At 67.9% G+C, this 17375-nt stretch carries 11 protein-coding genes, 1 tRNA gene and 1 pseudogene; 5 read left to right on the top strand and 8 right to left on the bottom strand.

The genetic code is table 11. From position 1 onward, the window contains the following. Window positions 1–82: 82 nt before the first annotated feature. Entirely contained in the window at window positions 83–2215 is a 2133-nt protein-coding gene (locus V5F78_RS13830) for a DUF6600 domain-containing protein (protein ID WP_509276234.1), read from the bottom strand. 292 nt (window positions 2216–2507) lie between these two features. Here V5F78_RS13830 and V5F78_RS13825 point away from each other — a divergent pair, with 292 nt between their 5' ends. The 4 genes from V5F78_RS13825 to V5F78_RS13810 all read left to right on the top strand — a co-directional run bounded on the left by V5F78_RS13825 (window position 2508) and on the right by V5F78_RS13810 (window position 5786). Beyond that, complete coding sequence (locus tag V5F78_RS13825; RefSeq protein WP_394071139.1) at window positions 2508–3488, top strand: tripartite tricarboxylate transporter substrate binding protein BugD; 981 nt, start codon at window positions 2508–2510, stop codon at window positions 3486–3488. A gap of 143 nt (window positions 3489–3631) precedes the next feature. Further along, window positions 3632–4093: a tripartite tricarboxylate transporter TctB family protein gene (locus V5F78_RS13820; protein WP_394071138.1), complete on the top strand. Its 462-nt coding sequence runs from the start codon at window positions 3632–3634 to the stop codon at window positions 4091–4093. Between the two features lie 10 nt (window positions 4094–4103). Next, window positions 4104–5603: a tripartite tricarboxylate transporter permease gene (locus V5F78_RS13815; protein WP_394071137.1), complete on the top strand. Its 1500-nt coding sequence runs from the start codon at window positions 4104–4106 to the stop codon at window positions 5601–5603. A 107-nt stretch (window positions 5604–5710) separates the two neighbouring features. Beyond that, window positions 5711–5786 (top strand) — tRNA-Lys (locus V5F78_RS13810). Between the two features lie 347 nt (window positions 5787–6133). On the opposite strand, the gene V5F78_RS13805 is transcribed toward V5F78_RS13810, so the two are convergent. The 4 genes and pseudogenes from V5F78_RS13805 to V5F78_RS13790 form a co-directional block, all read right to left on the bottom strand. After that, window positions 6134–7762, bottom strand: a complete 1629-nt coding sequence (locus V5F78_RS13805; RefSeq protein WP_394071136.1) for a GMC oxidoreductase — start codon at window positions 7760–7762, stop codon at window positions 6134–6136. After that, the gene (locus V5F78_RS13800) at window positions 7755–8093 is read right to left on the bottom strand and encodes a hypothetical protein (RefSeq protein WP_394071135.1); all 339 of its coding nucleotides are present in this window, start codon (window positions 8091–8093) and stop codon (window positions 7755–7757) included. The genes V5F78_RS13805 and V5F78_RS13800 overlap by 8 nt, the downstream gene beginning before the upstream one ends. Next, window positions 8090–9514, bottom strand: a pseudogene (locus V5F78_RS13795) (sugar porter family MFS transporter); the annotation flags it as partial. The pseudogene V5F78_RS13795 and the gene V5F78_RS13800, both read right to left, overlap by 4 nt. Beyond that, complete coding sequence (locus V5F78_RS13790) at window positions 9510–10826, bottom strand: DegT/DnrJ/EryC1/StrS family aminotransferase (protein ID WP_394071134.1); 1317 nt, start codon at window positions 10824–10826, stop codon at window positions 9510–9512. The gene V5F78_RS13790 and the pseudogene V5F78_RS13795, both read right to left, overlap by 5 nt. 157 nt (window positions 10827–10983) lie before the next feature. Here V5F78_RS13790 and V5F78_RS13785 point away from each other — a divergent pair, with 157 nt between their 5' ends. Beyond that, the gene (locus V5F78_RS13785; protein WP_394071133.1) at window positions 10984–12333 is read left to right on the top strand and encodes a sugar porter family MFS transporter; all 1350 of its coding nucleotides are present in this window, start codon (window positions 10984–10986) and stop codon (window positions 12331–12333) included. Between the two features lie 8 nt (window positions 12334–12341). Here V5F78_RS13785 and V5F78_RS13780 read toward each other — a convergent pair whose 3' ends face one another. The 3 genes from V5F78_RS13780 to ampH all read right to left on the bottom strand — a co-directional run bounded on the left by V5F78_RS13780 (window position 12342) and on the right by ampH (window position 16945). Then, window positions 12342–13934: a serine hydrolase gene (locus V5F78_RS13780; RefSeq protein WP_394071132.1), complete on the bottom strand. Its 1593-nt coding sequence runs from the start codon at window positions 13932–13934 to the stop codon at window positions 12342–12344. Window positions 13935–14060: 126 nt separating this feature from the next. Next, on the bottom strand, window positions 14061–15791 hold the full coding sequence (locus V5F78_RS13775) for a ShlB/FhaC/HecB family hemolysin secretion/activation protein (protein ID WP_394071131.1): 1731 nt from the start codon (window positions 15789–15791) through the stop codon (window positions 14061–14063). A gap of 23 nt (window positions 15792–15814) precedes the next feature. Further along, window positions 15815–16945 (bottom strand): D-alanyl-D-alanine-carboxypeptidase/endopeptidase AmpH, encoded by a 1131-nt coding sequence (gene ampH, locus V5F78_RS13770; RefSeq protein WP_394071130.1) that lies wholly within the window; start codon window positions 16943–16945, stop codon window positions 15815–15817. Window positions 16946–17375 lie beyond the last annotated feature (430 nt).

The following is a 17375-nucleotide window of genomic DNA, read 5'->3' as shown; positions in this document are numbered from 1 at the left end:
ACCATCGGGACCGGCGCCGTTCAATCGGAATGTAACGCGGGTGTCTAAGAAAAAGGGCCGGGCGCATTTGCCCGGCCCTTTTTCATTTGGCGTCCTTGTCGCCACCCGGACCACCCGGGCCGGCGGGACCCGGGCCCGGGGGAGGACCGGCGGGGCGCTCGGCCTGCGGCGGTTTTGCGGCCGGCGGCGGACCGGCGGGGCGCGGGGGCGCCGGCTCCGCCTGGGGCGGCTTCTGCACCGGCGGCGGGGCGGCGGCCGGACGCTCCACCTGGGGTGGGCGCTCGGCCTGGGGCGGGCGCTCGCGCTGCGGTTCCGGGCGGACGGCGGCCGGCGGCGGGACGGGCCGTTCGGGCGCCGCCTCGCGCTCCTTCTGCGGGGCGCGCTCGGGCGCCTCGCCGCGCGGTGCGGGTGGAGGCGCGGTCTTCTCCGCCGGCGCCGCGCGTTCGGCCGGCGGGGTGCGATCCGGCCGCTCCGCCTGCGGCGGCTTGTCGGGTGCGGGGCGGGCGGCGTTCGGGGGCGGCGGCGTCGGGCGATCGGGGGGACCCTTGCGATCCTCCGGGCCCTTGCGATCTTCCGGACCCTTACGATCCTCCGGACCCTTGCGATCTTCCGCGGCACCGGGGCGCTCGCCCGGCGGGCGCGGCGCATCAGGGCGCACCCCATCGGGACGCGGCGCGCCGGGGGGCGGCACATCGGGCCGGGCGGGCGGACGATCAGGCCGGGGCGCTGCCGGGCCGCCGGCCGCCGGCGGTGGCGGCGGGGCAGGGTGTTCCGGCGGGCGCGGTGCGTCGGGCCGAGCCGCGCCGGGAGGCGGCGGCGGGGGGGCATCCGGGTGCGCGCCCGGGGGCGGCGCGGGCCGCTGCGCGGGGCCGCCCGGACCGGCGGCACCCGGCGGGGGCGGCGCCACCTGGGGCGCCGAAGAAGCGCCCGCGGGCGGGCGCGGATTCTGCACTTCCGGCTTCGGCGCTTCGGGACCGGGCGATTGGGCAGGCGTCGCGGCGGGCGTGCCGGCGGGCGCGGTGGCCGGCAGGGCATCCGGCCGCTCGCGCTGCAATCTCTGGATCACCTGATCTGCGCGTTGCTGGCGCTGCTGGAACACGTTTTGCTGGGCCTGCTCGCGCTGTTGGATGGCGCGGACACGCTCCTGCTCGAACGCCTTCGCGTTGCGGTCGGCTTGCGACCAGCGCTGCTCCAATTGACCGCGCTCGGATTGGCGGAACCGCTGCAGATCGCGCTGATAGGCCTGTCCGTCCCCCTCCCAGCGCGCCGCGCGCAGATCCTGGCGCTGCTGCACGCCCAGCACCGCCAGCAATGCGGCCGAGGGAGCCGAGAGGCCGCGCCCCTCGGTGCGCACATATTGGTTGATCACCACCCGGCGGTCAGGGGCGATCTCGCGGCTATAGCGCGGCGGCGCCACCGCCGGTCCGCGCGCCACGAACGGCCGGTAGACGCCGATATAGGTGCCGTTCGGCGCGATGAATTCCTCATTGTAGCGGTCGACATAGACCATCTGGCGGGTCACCAGCGGGGCGGCCAGGACACCGGCGAACGTGTCCGCCGCGACGAACCGCGTCATCACCGCGCCGTCGCGATAGACCGGGTCGTATTCGCGCGGGTCGCTTTCCAGCCAGGGACCGATCTGCGCGATCGGCTCCACGCGCACGCCAAGGTCGGGCGCGGAGATATAGCGGTCCTCGACCACCACCCAGCTCTCGGCGACCGGCACCTCATAGCGCTTGGGGGCGCCATAGGCGTAGCCGCGCGCGTCGGGGGCGATGGGCGCCCAGCCGGTGCGCTCGCCGCCGCGCCGCCATTTCACCCAGGCCGGCGCCCAGGTATCGCCCGGCACCCAGAACCAGCCATATTCCGGCTCATAGCCCCAGCGGCCGTAATGATAGGTCGCCCAGGCGAACGGCTCGCCCGATTCCCAATACCAACCGGAATCGGTCCAGATCCAGCGGCCCTCCTGATACGGACGCCAGGACGGGTCGAGGCCCGAAGGCACCCACACGTAATCATATTCGGGATGGGCGACCCACGTGCCGTGCTCCGCCAGAGGAGCGTAGAACACGTCGATGTTCACCTTTGCCTGCGCGTTACCTGAAGCTTGGCCAGGCGGCGGGCCGCCTTGCGCCCAGGCGGCGGTCGCCGGTCCCTGGAGGAGGAAGCTCACCGCGAGGCCGGCAATCAAAAGCGGGCGAGAAATCTCGGTCATTCAAAAGGCGCTCCGTTGCACCTTGCACAACGACGGCGGCGCGCGCCGGTTCCCGTGGCGAAAATAGAACAACAAGGCAAATCATGGACTTATTGGAGGCAGTGTGGTCTTGCGCCGCCGTTTTTGTGATGATCATGGCAGTGGTGCAGTGCAAACCGCGCCTCCCTTGGGGAAGCTTTGAGGAAAATAAGAGTAAAGTCCGGCTTGACTGGAGCCCCGCCGACCTTCTTCAACGTACGCAGGGGAATGTTCTCGCAGACCAAAAAACCCCGCCGCTTTCATGGAGGACCCTATGCGCATGAAGCACGCACTCGTCGCCGCCGCAGCTTTGCTCGGCCTGGCCGCCGCCCCGGCCGGCGCGCAGCCGGCCTATCCCACCCGCCCCATCACCATGGTGGTGCCCTTCTCCGCCGGCGGACCCACCGACACGGTGGCGCGCCTCGTCGCCGAATCCATGTCGAAGACGCTCGGCCAGCAGATCATCGTCGAGAACGTGGGCGGCGCGGGCGGCACGCGTGGCGCCGGGCAGGTGGCGAAGGCCAATCCCGATGGCTACACGGTGCTGCTGCATCATATCGGCCAGGCGACCTCGGCCTCGCTGTATCGCAAGCTGCCCTACAATGTGCTCACCGATTTCGAGGATGTCGGCCTCGTCACCGCCGTGCCCATGACGCTGATCGCCAAGCCCGGCTTCGAGCCGAAGACGATCTCCGACGTGATCGACTATGTGAAGAAGAACAAGGATCGCGTCACCTATGGCAATGCCGGCGTGGGCGCGGCCTCGCACCTGTGCGGCATGCTGTTCATGTCCGCCATCGGCACCCAGATGACCACCGTTCCCTACCAGGGCACGGGCCCGGCCATGAACGACCTGGTCGGCGGGCAGATCGACCTGTTGTGCGACCAGACCACCAATACCACCGGCCAGATCAAGGGCGGCAAGGTGAAGGCCTATGCGGTCACCACCAAGGACCGGGTGAAGTCTCTGCCCGACCTGCCCACCATGCAGGAAAGCGGGCTGAAGGACTTCGAAGTGGCGGTGTGGCATGGCGTCTATGCGCCGAAGGGCACGCCCAAGGAGATCGTCGACAAGCTCAACGCGGCCCTGAACACGGCGCTGGACGACCCGAAGGTGGTCGCCCGCTTCGCCGATCTCGGCACCGAGCCCGAGCCGAAGGATCGTCGCAGCCCCGCGTTCCACAAGCAGTTCCTGGCGTCCGAAGTCGCCAAGTGGAAGCCGGTGATCGAGGTCGCCGGCGTCTACGCCGACTGATCGCGCATGGCGGCGCGTCCGGCGCCGCCATGAAGACGCACACGTCCGGCGGGCGCCCGTTCGGCGGGCGTCCTGTTGGCGAATGGGGAACGCCGCGCCGCCGCCCGTGAGGGCGGGCGCCGGATAGTCGGGGGATGGGGTCGATGGGGTTCATTCGCAATCCGAAGGATGTGTTGTCCGGCCTGTTGTTCATCGTGATTGCGGTGGTCTTCGGCCTGCAGACGCAGCAATTGGCCATGGGCACCGCGGTGCGCATGGGGCCGGGCTATTTTCCGCTGCTGCTGTCGGTCCTGCTCGGCGTGTTCGGCGTGATCGTGCTGATCAACGGGCTGCGCTTTCCCGGCGAGCGCACCACCTCCATCGCCTGGCGCGGGCTGATCCTGCTGACGCTGTGCACGGTGTTCTTCGGCGCCGCGATCCATCCGCTCGGCTTCCTGCCGACACTCGCGGTCACCGTGTTTCTCTCGGCCATGGCGAGCCAGAAATTCCGTGTCCGCACGGCGCTCGCCATCACGGTCGTGATGGTGGTGTTCTGCTGGGCGGTGTTCATCCTCGGCCTCGGCCTTCCCTTGTCGCTGCTCGGCCCCTGGCTGGGCGGCTATTGAGGACATCGCCGTGGAACTCATCGACAATCTCAGCCTCGGCTTTTCCGTCGCGCTCTCGTTTCAGAACCTCTTCTATTGCTTCGTCGGCGTAGTGCTCGGCACGCTGATCGGCGTGCTGCCGGGGCTCGGGCCGATCGCCACCATCGCCATGCTGCTGCCGATCACCTTCGGCCTGCCGCCGGTGTCGGCGCTGATCATGCTCGCGGGCATCTATTACGGCGCCCAATATGGTGGCTCAACCACCGCGATCCTGATCAATCTGCCGGGCGAATCCTCCTCGGTGGTCACCGCCATCGACGGCCACCAGATGGCGCGCCAGGGCCGCGCGGGGGCAGCGCTCGCCACCGCCGCGCTCGGCTCCTTCTTCGCCGGCACGGTCGCGACCTTCCTGCTCGCGGTGTTCGCCCCGCCGCTCGCGGAACTCGCCTTGAAGTTCGGCCCGCCGGAATATTTCTCGCTGATGGTGCTCGGCCTCGTCGCCTCTGTGACGCTGGCGTCCGGCTCGGTGGTGAAGGCGCTGGCGATGATCGTGCTTGGCCTGCTGCTGGGCCTCGCCGGGCAGGACATCTACACCGGCGTGCCGCGCTTCGATTTCAATATGCCCGATCTCGCCGACGGGTTCGATTTCGTGGCGCTGGCCATGGGCATGTTCGGGCTCGGCGAAATCATCCGCAACCTGGAGGACGAATCCCAGCGCAGCCTGGTCGCCGCCAAGGTGAAGAGTCTGATGCTCACCAAGGACGAGTTCAAGGCGATCATCGCGCCGGTGATCCGCGGCACGATCCTCGGCTCGTTCCTGGGCATTCTGCCCGGGGGCGGGGCCATGCTCTCGTCCTTTGCGTCCTATTCGGTCGAGAAGAAGATCTCCAAGACCCCCGGCCGCTTCGGCAAGGGCGCCATCGAGGGCGTGGCGGGACCTGAGAGCGCCAATAATGCCGGCGCGCAAACCTCCTTCATCCCCATGCTCACGCTCGGCATTCCCTCCAATCCGGTGATGGCGCTGATGATCGGCGCTCTGATCATCCAGGGCATCACGCCCGGGCCGAACGTGGTGACGGAAAAGCCGGATCTGTTCTGGGGCGTGATCGCCTCCATGTGGATCGGCAATTTCATGCTGGTGCTGCTGAACCTGCCGCTGATCGGCATCTGGGTGCGACTGCTCACCGTGCCGTACCACATCCTGTTCCCGGCCATCGTCGCCTTCTGCTGCATCGGCGTGTACAGCGTGAACAACAATACGTTCGACGTTTACACCATGGCCCTGTTCGGAGTGCTCGGCTACGTGCTGGTGAAGCTGGATTGCGAACCGGCGCCGCTGTTGCTGGGCTTCGTCATCGGCCCGATGCTGGAGGAATATCTGCGCCGGGCGATGCTGATTTCGCGCGGCGACGCCACGGTCTTCGTCACCCGCCCGATCTCCGCCGTTCTACTGTTCCTGGCGGCCGCCGCGCTGGTGGTGGTGCTGCTGCCCTCGGTGCAGAAGACCCGCGAGGAGGCGTTCAAGGAATGAGAAAAACGCCGCCCGAAAAAGGGCGGTGTTTTCCACAGGTCGCGCTGGACAGGGCAAAATAGCTCTGCTACACGACCACCTCCCGACGAGGACACGTCTTCGCGGCGGGGCGCATAGCTCAGTTGGTAGAGCAGCTGACTCTTAATCAGCGGGTCCTAGGTTCGAGCCCTAGTGCGCCCACCATTAAAATCTAAAGACTTCAGGCCGTTTCGCCGTTTCAGCCCTCGGTGCTGAAACGGTCTTCGCCGAAGTCTGCGATTTCCCAACATTGCACACGCTTTATCGCGATACGGCTTTGCGTCAAACATCGTCGGAGCAGGCATGTGCCGTCGGCGGCATGGGGCCGCGATCCGCGCGACGTGCGCCGGCCCGGTGCTGTCGGCGGCGCGCACGGCGCGGATGCGGCCATAGGGATGGTGAAGCTGGTGTGGACCGGCCGCGCCGGCGCGGCTGCTGTCGCGCGGATCGACGGGAGCGGCGCCGAGAGGTCGCGCGCCTGCGCAAGCCTGCCCGGCAACGCCCCGTCCGTGTCAGGGCCTGCCGCCGTTCTGATGGGCCTTGGCGATCAGGTGCTCTCCCAGGCGGTCCGAGAGCGCCATGATGGTCAGGGTGAGGTGCTTGTCCGGCAAGAAGGGAATGACGCCGCCGTCGCAGATGTAGAGATTGTCGATCTCGTGGCTGCGCAGGTTGGTGTCCACCGTGCCGCCGGCCGGATCGGCCGACATGGGGGTGGTCCCGGCGTAGTGGATGCCGGTGCCGCTGTTGTCCACGCTGGCATGCACGAGGGTGGAGGACGCCCGCCGCAGCACCTTGCGCCCCCAGGCGAGCATGGCATCCATGCGCTGGCGGGCGGTGTCCGTCACCGCGAAATCCACATCCACGTGCCGCACGCCGTAGCGGTCCTGCGTCCGGCCGGGGCGCACCCGGTTGCCCGGCACGATCTCGCCGGCGCAGAACAGGCCGAGCGTCACGTAGCTGTAGAACATCATCCGCGCCATCCGCACCTTCACTGCCGGCGGAAAGCCCTTCATCCCCGTCAGATAGTGCGGCACATCGGGAATGCCGTGGATGCCGTGGCCGATGAAGGGGAAGGACGACCCGTCCGGCAGCTTGCCGCGCGACATCAGGATCAGCAGGTCGCCATAGCCGATGTCATAGCCGCGTCGCCGGCCCCAGAGCTTCCAGAGCGAAGTGGACAGGACCGCCTTGGGATTGTCCTGCAGCGAAAGCCCCACGCGGCCGTTGTCGTTGGAGAGGCCGGCGGGGCTCGCCGCGTCCGCGGAATTGTACAGGATGCGGGGCGTCTCGACCGCGCCGGTGGCCAGCACCACCAGCTTCGCCTTCAGGCTGCGGGGCGTGTTGGTCCGCGTGTCCACATATTCCACCGCCGAGACGGAGCGCGAGCCGTCCTCGCGGACAAGCCGCACCACCTTTGCGTGCGTGCGCAGCTCGTAATTGGGCCGGCGGCGCAGCTCGGGCAGCAGACGGGCGGAGAATTTATACACCGCCCCCACGGGGCAGCCGGACGTGCATACGCCGGTGGAGACGCACGCCCCCTCGGTGCCGGCGCGGGTGTTGATGGCCTTGCGGTTGGGAATGGCGTGCGAATAGGCCTCGCCCAGCGATTTCACCGCCCGCACCACCAGTTCGTCCGGCGGCCGCAGGGGCTTGGGCGGCACGAACAGGCCGTCCGGCAGTTCGGGGATGTTTTCCTGGGTGCCGCAGACGGTGATCCGCAGTTCGACAGCCGCATAGTGGCTGGCGAGCGCGTCGTAACTGATGGGCCAATCGGCGAAGTCGGTGCGCGAGAAGCGAACGCTCACCCCGTTCCAGAGGGTCTGGAGCCCGTCCACATTCAGCACCTGAAAGTGCCGGAACCCGCCCTCGGGCCGGTTGGTGGAGCCTTCGGCGCGATCGACGAACAGGGGATGGGTGAAAAGGCTGTCGTGCGGATCGCTCGGCCATGCCGTGCGGGGGCCGATACCGAAGTCCCGCGCCGCGCCGGGGGGCGCGACGCTTCGGAAATGATCCGGCGCCAGCAGGCCGCCCTGCTCCAGCGAGACGACGTTCAGGCCGGCCAGGGCCAGCCGATGGGCGAGGATGCCGCCGCCGGCGCCGGTGCCGACGATGCAGACGTCGCAGTGTTCGGCTTCAGCCACGCGCGCCTCCCACGGGCCATTCCCCCACCGAGGTCAGGAAAGCCGGCGAAGAGAAATAGACCTGCTCGAGAAAGGCCGAGAGCGGTGCCGCGCCCGCGTCGAGATCGCTCCGGCGCAGCACGCCGGTCCGGGCGAAATCCGACCGCCGCGCGATGTCCGCCAGGGCGGCGCTGAGCTGCCCATTGGCGAGAGCGATGCGGGTGATGTCGCACAGCATCGGGGTCAGCACGGCGCGGTAGGGGCTGCGCGCCACCAGGGCGGCCACGAGCCCGCCGAGGTCCATGTTGGTGCCGGCGCCCGGCATCGCCAGATCCCTGCAGGCTTTGCTCACACGCGCCCCCCGCTCAGGAGGATGCCGCCATCCGGCGCGGCCGTGCGGCGCTTGAGCGTGCGCAGCGGCTGCCCGGAGCGCAGGTGGAGCTCGATGTCCTCCAGCGCCACGCCGTTGGTCTCCGGCACCAGCCGCATGGCGAAGACGATGCCCGCCACGCACACCAGCGCATAGATGGCGAACACCCCGCCCAGGCCGATATGGGCGACCATCAAGGGGAAGGAGAAGACGACGATGAAGTTGAAGCCCCAATTGGCCAGCGAAGCCGCGCCCATGCCGAGACCGCGCACGTTGAGCGGAAAGATCTCCGACATCATGACCCACGGCAGCGGGCCGAGGCTCACGGCGAACGAGGCGATGTAGAGCACGAGGCCGATGAACGCGAGGACATCCAGCGATTCCGCGTCGGTGGCGGCGGCGATGGCGATCATGCCGAGGCTCACCGCCGCGCCGCAGAAGCCGATGATCAGCAGCGGGCGACGGCCGATGCGATCAATGAGCCCCATGCCCACCACGGTCATGAGGACATTGACGATCCCGATGCCGATGGTGGCCATCAGCTGCACCGAAGACAGGTCAAACCCGGCCTCGCGGAACACCACCGGCGCGTAATAGATCACGGCATTGATGCCGCTCAATTGCTGGAGCAGGAACAGGCCGATCCCCACCACCAGCGCCGGGCGCGCCACCGGGCCAAACAGTTCGGCCCATGTGCCTCTGCCACGCTCGCTGTCGGCGGTACGGGTGATCTCGTGAATCTCCGCATCCACCCGCGCATCGCCTGACGGCAGGTCGCGGATGCTGGCGATGGCGAGGCGCGCCTCCGCGCCCCGGTTCTGCTTGACCAGCCAGCGCGGGGTATCGCGCAGCATGTGCATACCCAGGAACAGCGCCACGCCCGGCACCGCGCCGAACAGGAACATGGAGCGCCAGGAGTCGGAAAAGACCAGGGCGATGAGATAGGCGCCGAGGATGCCGAGCGTGATTGCCAGCTGATAGATGGAGACCAGCATTCCCCGCCGCTCGGGCGGCGCGCTCTCGGAGATGTAGAGCGGCGCCACCAGCGAGGCCATGCCGATGGCAAAGCCGAGCAGGAGGCGGGCGAGGCTGAGCATGGCAATGCCGTTCGCCGCCGCGGCGAAGGCCGCACCGATGGCGAACAGGAGCGCCGCGCACAGCAGCACCCAGCGCCGGCCAAGCGCATCCACCAGCCGCCCGGCGAGCAGCGCGCCGAACAAGGCACCGAACGGCACCGCCGACGTCATCACCCCTTCCATGAAGGGGTCGATGCCGAACTGGGCATGGAGCAGGTGCAGCGCCCCGGCGATGACCCCCTCGTCAAAGCCGAACAGAAAGCCGGCGATGGCGGCCACGGTCGCAATTACATAGATCATCATGTCCGTCGTCCTGTCCGCTTCAGCGCCACAGGTTCGCCGCCACCTTGCGGATGGCGAGAACGATGTCGCGGATGTCCTGTTCGCTGAGGTTTGAGCTGATGGTCAGCAGCGTGCCGCGGGCATGCACGTCGTCGCAGACCGGCAATGCCCCGTGGCCATAGTCATAGTCGGCGGCAAACGCGTTGGAGGGATGGGTCCAGGGGAAGCCGTCGCGGGCATTCGAGCGCTTGTTCACGAGGCTCGGAATGTTGAAATACCAATGCAGCCCCCATTCCCGCATGGTGATGCAGGACAGCGAACCGGGCGGGCCGGCGATGCCTTCCGCCCGCAGCGCTTCGATGAAGGATGTCGCCTTTTCCGCATCGGGCAGCAGCATCAGCAGGGTCGGGCCGGTATCGCCGGCGGGGTCCGGCACCTCGCGGAAGGTGAGGCCCGCGATGCCCTCGACGGCGGTGCGGATGGCCCATTTCGCGCGCCGCATGGCGGCGGTGATGGCCGGCAGCTTGCGCGACTGGGCCAAGGCCATGGCGCCGGCCAATTCAGACATGCGCGCGCCCATGCCCCAGAGCTGGCAGTCCGGGTCGGACACGTCCAGACGGCCCGCCGGCGTGCGCGGATAGCCCAGGTCGTGGAGCGCCACGATGCGCCGGAACAGCGCGTCGTCCTCGCACACGATCATGCCGCCGTCGCCGGAGGTCATGTTCTTGTTGAGCTGGAAGGAGAAGATGCCGATGTCGCCGAACCGGCCGACGGCGGTTCCGTTGATGCTCGCCCCCGCGGCCTGGGCGCAGTCCTCGATCAGCTTCACGCCGCGCGCCTTGCAGATGGCGGCGATCTGCTCGATATGCCCCGGCGCGCCGCTCATGTGCACGCACAGCACCGCGCGGGTGTGCGGGCCGATCTTGCGGGCCACATCCTCGGGATCCATGCAATAGGTGGCATCCATGTCCACGAGGCGTGGAATGGCGCCGTTGCGCACCACCGCCGACACGCAGCTCACCCAGAGATAGCCGGGGATCAGCACCTCGTCGCCCGGCCCGATCTCCAGCGCCGCCACAGCCACGGCGAGCGCCGCGGTGCCGGAGGACACCGCCAGCGCGTGGGTGTGCCCGTAGGCTTGGCACCATTCGCGCTCCAGCGTGTCCACCATGTGCTGGGGATCGAGGCCGTAGAAGCGGAACGGACTGCGCGCGAGCACCACCCGCTCCACCAGCGCGCGCTCCTCCTCGCCGATCCAGTGCGCGCCCGGCAGCTCCCAGGGGAGCGGCGCGGTGCGCACGGGCTCGCCACCGTCGATCGCCAGACGATTTGTCCGCTCATGGCGAACACTTTCCATATTCGATTCGATGGAAGACATAACCCTCACACGAAAGTATATTATGCTGATAGGATCGTAAATTTGTGTATTACATGGATTAATATCATTTGATAGGTTATCATCTATCAAATAATTAGACGTAATTCATCGGCATTCGAGCACGGATTTTCCCGCCATGACCCCGAAGACCCTTCTGCGCCTCGGCATGCCGTCCCTCATGGTGCTGAGTTCTGGCATATTGTTTGGCTACAGCACCGGCGCCATCGCTGGCGTGCTGGGGGTGATCAGCCCGGCATTCGCCCTGTCGCTGAGCGCGCAGCAGCTGTTCGTCGCCAGCTTGCCGGGCGCGGCCTTCCTCGGCGCGGTGGCGGCCGGGCCCCTGTCGTCGGGCATCGGCCGTCGCCGGGCCATGGTGGCGACCTTCCTGCTGGCTGCGGTCGGCTGCGGGCTCACGCTGGCCTTGCCGGGGATGGCCAACCTGCTGGCGGGCCGAGTGCTGATCGGCGTCGCCGTCGGCATCTCCGCCATGATCGCGCCCATGTATGCGGCCGAGATCACGCCCGCCCGCCAGCGCGGGGCGGTGGTGGGACTGTTCCAGCTGGCCGTCACCCTGGGCATCCTCGCCGCCTATGCCACCCCGCTGCTGTTCGCGCCGGGCAAGCACTGGGCGCTGATCCTGGGCCTTGGCCTCATCCCCGCAGCGGCCGGCCTGCTGGCGGTCGCCGGCCTGCCGGAAAGCCCGCGCTGGCTTGCCGCGCAAGGCCGGCACGCCGCCGCCGGAGAGGCCGCGCACTGGCTCGGCATCGGCGCCGAGATGGGCGCGCCCGCAGGCGGGTCCCGCTCCCGCGGGCCGATGTGGCCGCTGCTGACGCGGGGGCGCACCGGGGCGGTGCTGATGCTGTGCAGCGCGCTGTTCGTGCTGCAGAACCTCAGCGGCATCGACGCGATCCTCTATTACGCACCCCACATCTTCCAACAGCTCGGCTTTGCCGCCGGCACCTCCGCCTTCGCGGCGACGTTCGGCATCGGCCTGCTGAACGTGATCGCCACCCTGGTGGCGCTGCGGTATGTGGACAGTGCCGGCCGCCGGCCGCTGCTCATTCTCGGCTGCACTGCCATGGCGGCCGGCCTCGCGACGGTGGTGGGCGCAGCCGTGCTGGACTGGCCCTGGCTGAGCCTCGCCGGCCTCGGCCTCTATATCGCCGCCTTCGCCATCAGCCTCGGCCCGTTGCCCTATGTGCTGATGTCCGAACTGTTCCCCGCCGCCATCCGTGAGACCGGCATCGCGGCCGCATCCGCCGCCAGCTGGCTGTTCAACATGCTGGTGGCGTTCGTCTTCCTTTCCATGACGGAGTGGATCGGCCTGACCAGCGTCATCAGCCTGTTCATGCTGGTGTGCCTGCTGGCGCTGGCCATCTGCTTCGTCTTCGTGCCGGAGACGCGCGGGCGGTCGCTGGAGACCATCGAGGCGGACGTGCTCGCCGGCACGCCGCTGCGCTCGGTGGGGGGCGGCGGCGGCGCGTAGCCTCGCGCTCACCGCGTCCATGTGGCGAGGCCCTCGGCGTCGAGATATTCGATCTTGAGTTCGCTCGCCTTGCCGGCCTTCACCACGAAACGCACGGATGACAGCGAGCCATAGGGCATGTTCTCGCCGCGCGGGACCACCGCGAACGTGTCACCGTCCCAGTGGGTGAGCGGCATGGACAGCGTGCCGGGGCCGAGCGCCAGCACCAGGCCATTTTGGCCCTGCGTGATCCGCGCCGGACCATAATAGGCATTCTCATAGGTGCCCACATAATCGGCCACGGGGCGGGCTGCGGCGGGCTTCGCCGGCGCGGTCTTGCCGGCCAGATCGCCGGAAGGGTCATTGAAGGCCAGCAGCAGGGGATGAAACAGCGCGTACCAGTCACGGGTGGGCGCGCCATAGAGGACCGTGTCCATGAACTGGCTGGAGATCGCCTCCGCGGCTCCCACGGGCGCGCCGTTGGTCAGCACCACGATGGCGATGTCGGCGGACGGCAGGAAGCGCACCTGCGTGCCCGCACCGGTCCCGAAGGCGCCGGAATGGGACAGGTCCGGCCGACCGTCCGCATCGACCCCGACGTTGAAGCCGAAGCCGTAGAAGCTGGATCGCGCGCCGATGGTAGGGGCGGGCGAACTGAAGGCCTGCGCCCGCAGGGCCGGCAGCAGCGCGGCGGGGGAAATCAGTTCCTTTCCGTTGTAGCGGCCGTTGGCGAGCACCAGCTTCATCCATTCGGCCATGTCGGTCACGCTGGACGACACACCGCCGGCCGGCGACTGCGGGTCGGGGTTGCGCTGGAAGCGTGGCGTGAAATGCCCGTCTTCCAGCGAGTGCAGCACCGCCCGGTTCTCGTGCTTGAGCAGGTCTTGATACCGCGAGCTGGTGGATGTCATGCCCAGCGGGCCGTAGAGCACCTTCTGGGAGAGGTCCTCCCACGACTGGCCCGAGGCCCGCGCCACTGCCTCGGCGCCGGTGGTGAGACCGAAGTTGGAATAGGCATAGGAGATACGGAACGGCGCCAGCGGCAGCAGGCGCAGCCGCTCCAGGATCGTGGTGCGGTCGAAGCCGAGGTCCTCGAGCATGTCGCCGCCCGCGTGCGGCAGGCCGGTGCGATGCGCGAAGAAGTCGCCCACCGTCGCATTGGCGCTCACATAGGGATCCTTCAGCGCGAAGCCCGGCATGAGCTGCGCCACCTTGTCGTCCCACTTCACCACCCCGGCCGTCACCTGCGCGGCGACTACGGTGGCGGCCATCGGCTTGGACACCGAGGCCAGCTGGAACACGGTGTCCGTGTCGATCAATGCCGGCTTGCCCAGTTCACGAACGCCGAAGCCGCGCGCGAACACCGTCTTGCCGCCGTGCACCACGGCGACCGCCGCCCCCGGGAGGCCGCTCTGCTTCATGACGCTTTCAATCGCCGCCGGCAGGTCCGCCAGCGCTCGTTCCATCCCGCCCTGGGCGAGCGGCATGACGTCTTCCGGGGGGAACGCCCCAAGCGTCACGGGGACGGTCTGCGCTTGCAACGGCAACACCGCGGAGCCGAGTAAAAAGGCGGCGGCGAGCTTCAGGGCTCCCCGGCCAACAAACGAGGTGAGCATGGCCATGACATCGGTCTCCGGCAATGTGATCGCCTGCAAACAAGGCGGCCACGTCAGGGGTTAGGTCAGTGGGGCGCCGGCGTGTGGTCACGCCGACATCCCGGGACGCATGTGCGTCAGAACGCTTGCACGTCAGAAAGCCCTTGCCATCTGGACGAACACGCGCGTGCCCGTCGTGGAAAGTGCTGCGGAGTCTTCCCAGGGAATGGCGACGAGCAGCTGAGCATTGAGCGCATCGCCCAGCCTCGCGCGCAGGCCGGCGCCGGCGGAGCCGAGCCTGGCGTCCGCATAGTCCACGCCGACCTCCTGGCTCCAGAGTGCCGCATAATCGACGAACACGAAGGCCTGGAGATCCGAGATTCCCGGCGCGGACCATGGGAGGGCCCGGCTGAGCTCGAATGTCGCCGCGATGCCGCTGTCACCCGCCGCCGTGGAATTGTCGAAGGCGCGCCCGAACGGGTCGCCCCCGACGTTCAGGCGCACCACCGAAGGCAAGGGGTCGAACGCATATTGCGCGGCCATGCGCAGGCGTGCGTTCAGCTCCGGCACCACCTCCTTGCGGACGTCGAGGTCGAGTCTGACGAAGCGATAGTCGTCGGGCACGCCGGCACGCGAGGGAAACGCCCAGCGATCGGCGCGCGCGCCCAGGTCATCAAGACCTTGCGCCGCCGAGGCGATCACGGTCGCGGAGCCGCCCTCGAGCTCGCCGAGATAGCGCAGCGAGGCCGCCACCCAGCGATTGTCGTCGAGGGCGCTGAGATCCGGCCCGATGTTGACTTCATTGTTCTTGAAATTGACCTCCACGCGCCCGAAGAGGCTGTGCTCGATGGTGCGCAGGAAGGGATAGCTGACAAACAGATTCCCGAAGGTCGCCGACACGTCCACGTCCAACGGGGCGAGATCCGCGCCGGGATGGGAAGAGATGTAGCCGAACCGGTAGCCCGCGTGCAGCCCATCGAACCCGATGGGGATGTCCTGGGTGACCTGGCCGAACAGCAGCTCGCGGGGGGTGTTGGGAATGGTCATGCCGGCAAATTCGGTGGCCTCGAACAGCCCGAACACGTCGTTCAGCGTAGCGGTGGCTGCAAGCTGCACCGGCCCCATCTGGGCGGTGCCCATATTGTCGAGAACGACGGCGCCGCTCAGCCGGGTGAAGCTGATATCGAGAGTGAGATCGCCCCCGCCGGACGGCTTGTCCGGCTTCTTGAACACACCGTCGATCTTGAGCCCCGCCAGATCGCTCATCAGCAGCAGGATGCGCTCGGCTTCCTTGATGCGGATGGGCCGCATGGCGGTGATCCGGTTGATGTAAGGCGCAAGGCGCGCCTCCAGGCCGGGTCGGTCCGACTTGATCACCACCTTGCTGACATAGGATTCGTAAAGGGTGATGACCACGTGGCCCGAGCGGTAGTCGTGGACCGGCACGACGGCCATGGAGAAATAGCCCGCCGCTGTATAGGCGCGCTCCACCTTGGCGGCCATCTCGTAGAGATCCGCCAGGCTGATCGTCGTGCCGATGGCGTCCTGCCAGATCGGCTCCAGCTGCGCCAGCGGCACGGCAACCGCCCCATCCACCCGCAGGGAGCGCAGCGTGAACCGCATTCCCTTGGCATTTTCGGGCGGAATCCGGCGCTGCAGGTCTGGGACGGCAATGTTGATCGTTCCCGGCGCGCGCGGCTCCGAGAAGCGTTGGATGACCGCCGATTGTTCGGATGTGACCTGCTCCAGCACCTGCGCTCTCGCGCCCGCCGCAAGAGCGATCATCCCCGCCACCAGCAGCGGCGCGCACAGGACAAACGCAGTTGCCCCGGCGATCCATCGCGGCCATCGGGTGAGGTGCCCGATGCCGCCGCGTGCGCTCAAAGGCGCTAATCCCTGCCGGCCGATCATCGGGGCGCCAGCTGACGGATCAACTCGTTCGCGAAGTGGGGCAGGATGTCGCCGGCGGCCATGTCGAACTTATTGATCGAGACGAAGACGCCGATGTCCCGGGCGGGGGAGAAGGCGATGTAGGACAGGATGCCTTGCCGGCCACCGGACTTCTGCAGAATCAGCGGGCGGCTGCCCTCGGGATTCATCACGACCCAGCCGAGCCCCATCGCATCCATATGGCCGGAATGATCGAGGCCGGAGACGGGGTCTTGGGCATCGCGCGACACATAGGCGGCGTGGTCGAGGGCGCGCGTTTCGGCGCCGGGCCGTGCGAAGCGGTCGAGGTGCCACTTCATCCAGCGCACCATGTCGTTGGGCGTCGTGTAGAGGCCGCTTGCCGCTGCCTGCATGTCGGAGACCTCGGTGAGGGGCATGGGGCTCCCGTCCGGGGCATGGCCCTGGTAGATGCGCGCCCGTTCGGCCTCGTTCAGCCGCACGTGGGTATCCTTGAGCCCCGCGGGATCGAACACGCGCTCCTTGAGCAGCTGCGCATAGGGCTTGCCGGCGGCCTTCGACAGCGCCTCACCCAGCAGGTCGAACGCATAATTCGAATAATGAAGGCCGGTGCCCGGCGGGAAGAGAAGCTTCTGTCCCTTCAGAGCCTCCATGTACATCTCGCGCGTGACCTGTTCGGGATGCGCGGGATCGCGAGGAATACTCACCTCGCGCGGCAGGCCCGAACCGTGGGTCACCAGATTGAGCAGCGTGATCTCGCGGCCGCCGGCGGTGGGCACCGTGACCGGCCAGCCCAGCCTGTCCTGCAGGCGATCCGTGAAGTTGACCGTGTGGTCTGCAACCAGGCTGGCGAGGACTTCTCCCGCCACGACCTTCGACAGGGATCCTACGCGGATCATCGTGTCACCGTCCGGGGCGCCTTGCCCGTCCGCGCGGCTGCCGTATCCGAGGACGATGCTTTCCCCGTTCCGGACGACGCCGACCACGAGCGCGGGCGTGTTCATCTGCAGGAAAGCGATCTCCGCCTGAAGCTCGACCATCTCCTTCAGGAAAGCGTCCTCGGCCCGGACAGGCCCGCTTGCCAGCGCCGCATAGCCGCCGATGACCAGCGCCGCGGCTCTCGCAGACATCAAACCACGCATAGTCTTCCCCTCCTTCCATGGGTGTTCATCCGCGCCCACGATCGTGGGGCGTGTTCAGCTCCATCGTCGCGAGGGCCGCAGGATCATCCGTACGCCGCGGACATCGCCCTGCCGGTGCCGCCCGTCGGCCGGACAGCCGGGACGAGCACACGGAAGATCAGCGTGGCCGAGCGAAGGATGGTCGCAAGCCAGAGATTTAGAAGTGATGGCCGCAACTATGGCGAGTCGCGATCATCAAAGTCTCTCACGCGTCCGAAAACGGACCGATCGACTGATGCGGCCATAGGCCGGGAGATCCGACCGGTGACGAGACCTTTCGGACAGCCGAGATATCGCTAGCAGGCAATTGTTTGAGCAGTATTTGAAAACGGCACAATTGCGCCGCGCCCCTCGGGAGGCGCACGGAAAAGTGCCGATA

Origin of the sequence: Roseixanthobacter glucoisosaccharinicivorans (assembly GCF_043195095.2) — a bacterium.
Classification (GTDB): Bacteria; Pseudomonadota; Alphaproteobacteria; order Rhizobiales; family Xanthobacteraceae; genus NCEH01.
Note: the sequence above shows the minus strand (reverse complement) of the source record. Positions and strands in the feature narration are given on the sequence as shown.

What these genes read in the sequence shown, in the direction of transcription:
- ampH (WP_394071130.1), bottom strand. Translation starts at nt 16,945, where the DNA reads ATGTCTGCGAGAGCCGCGGCGCTGGTCATCGGCGGCTATGCGGCGCTG.
- V5F78_RS13785 (WP_394071133.1), top strand. Translation starts at nt 10,984, where the DNA reads ATGACCCCGAAGACCCTTCTGCGCCTCGGCATGCCGTCCCTCATGGTG.
- V5F78_RS13780 (WP_394071132.1), bottom strand. Translation starts at nt 13,934, where the DNA reads ATGGCCATGCTCACCTCGTTTGTTGGCCGGGGAGCCCTGAAGCTCGCC.
- V5F78_RS13825 (WP_394071139.1), top strand. Translation starts at nt 2,508, where the DNA reads ATGCGCATGAAGCACGCACTCGTCGCCGCCGCAGCTTTGCTCGGCCTG.
- V5F78_RS13790 (WP_394071134.1), bottom strand. Translation starts at nt 10,826, where the DNA reads ATGGAAAGTGTTCGCCATGAGCGGACAAATCGTCTGGCGATCGACGGT.
- V5F78_RS13820 (WP_394071138.1), top strand. Translation starts at nt 3,632, where the DNA reads ATGGGGTTCATTCGCAATCCGAAGGATGTGTTGTCCGGCCTGTTGTTC.
- V5F78_RS13830 (WP_509276234.1), bottom strand. Translation starts at nt 2,215, where the DNA reads ATGACCGAGATTTCTCGCCCGCTTTTGATTGCCGGCCTCGCGGTGAGC.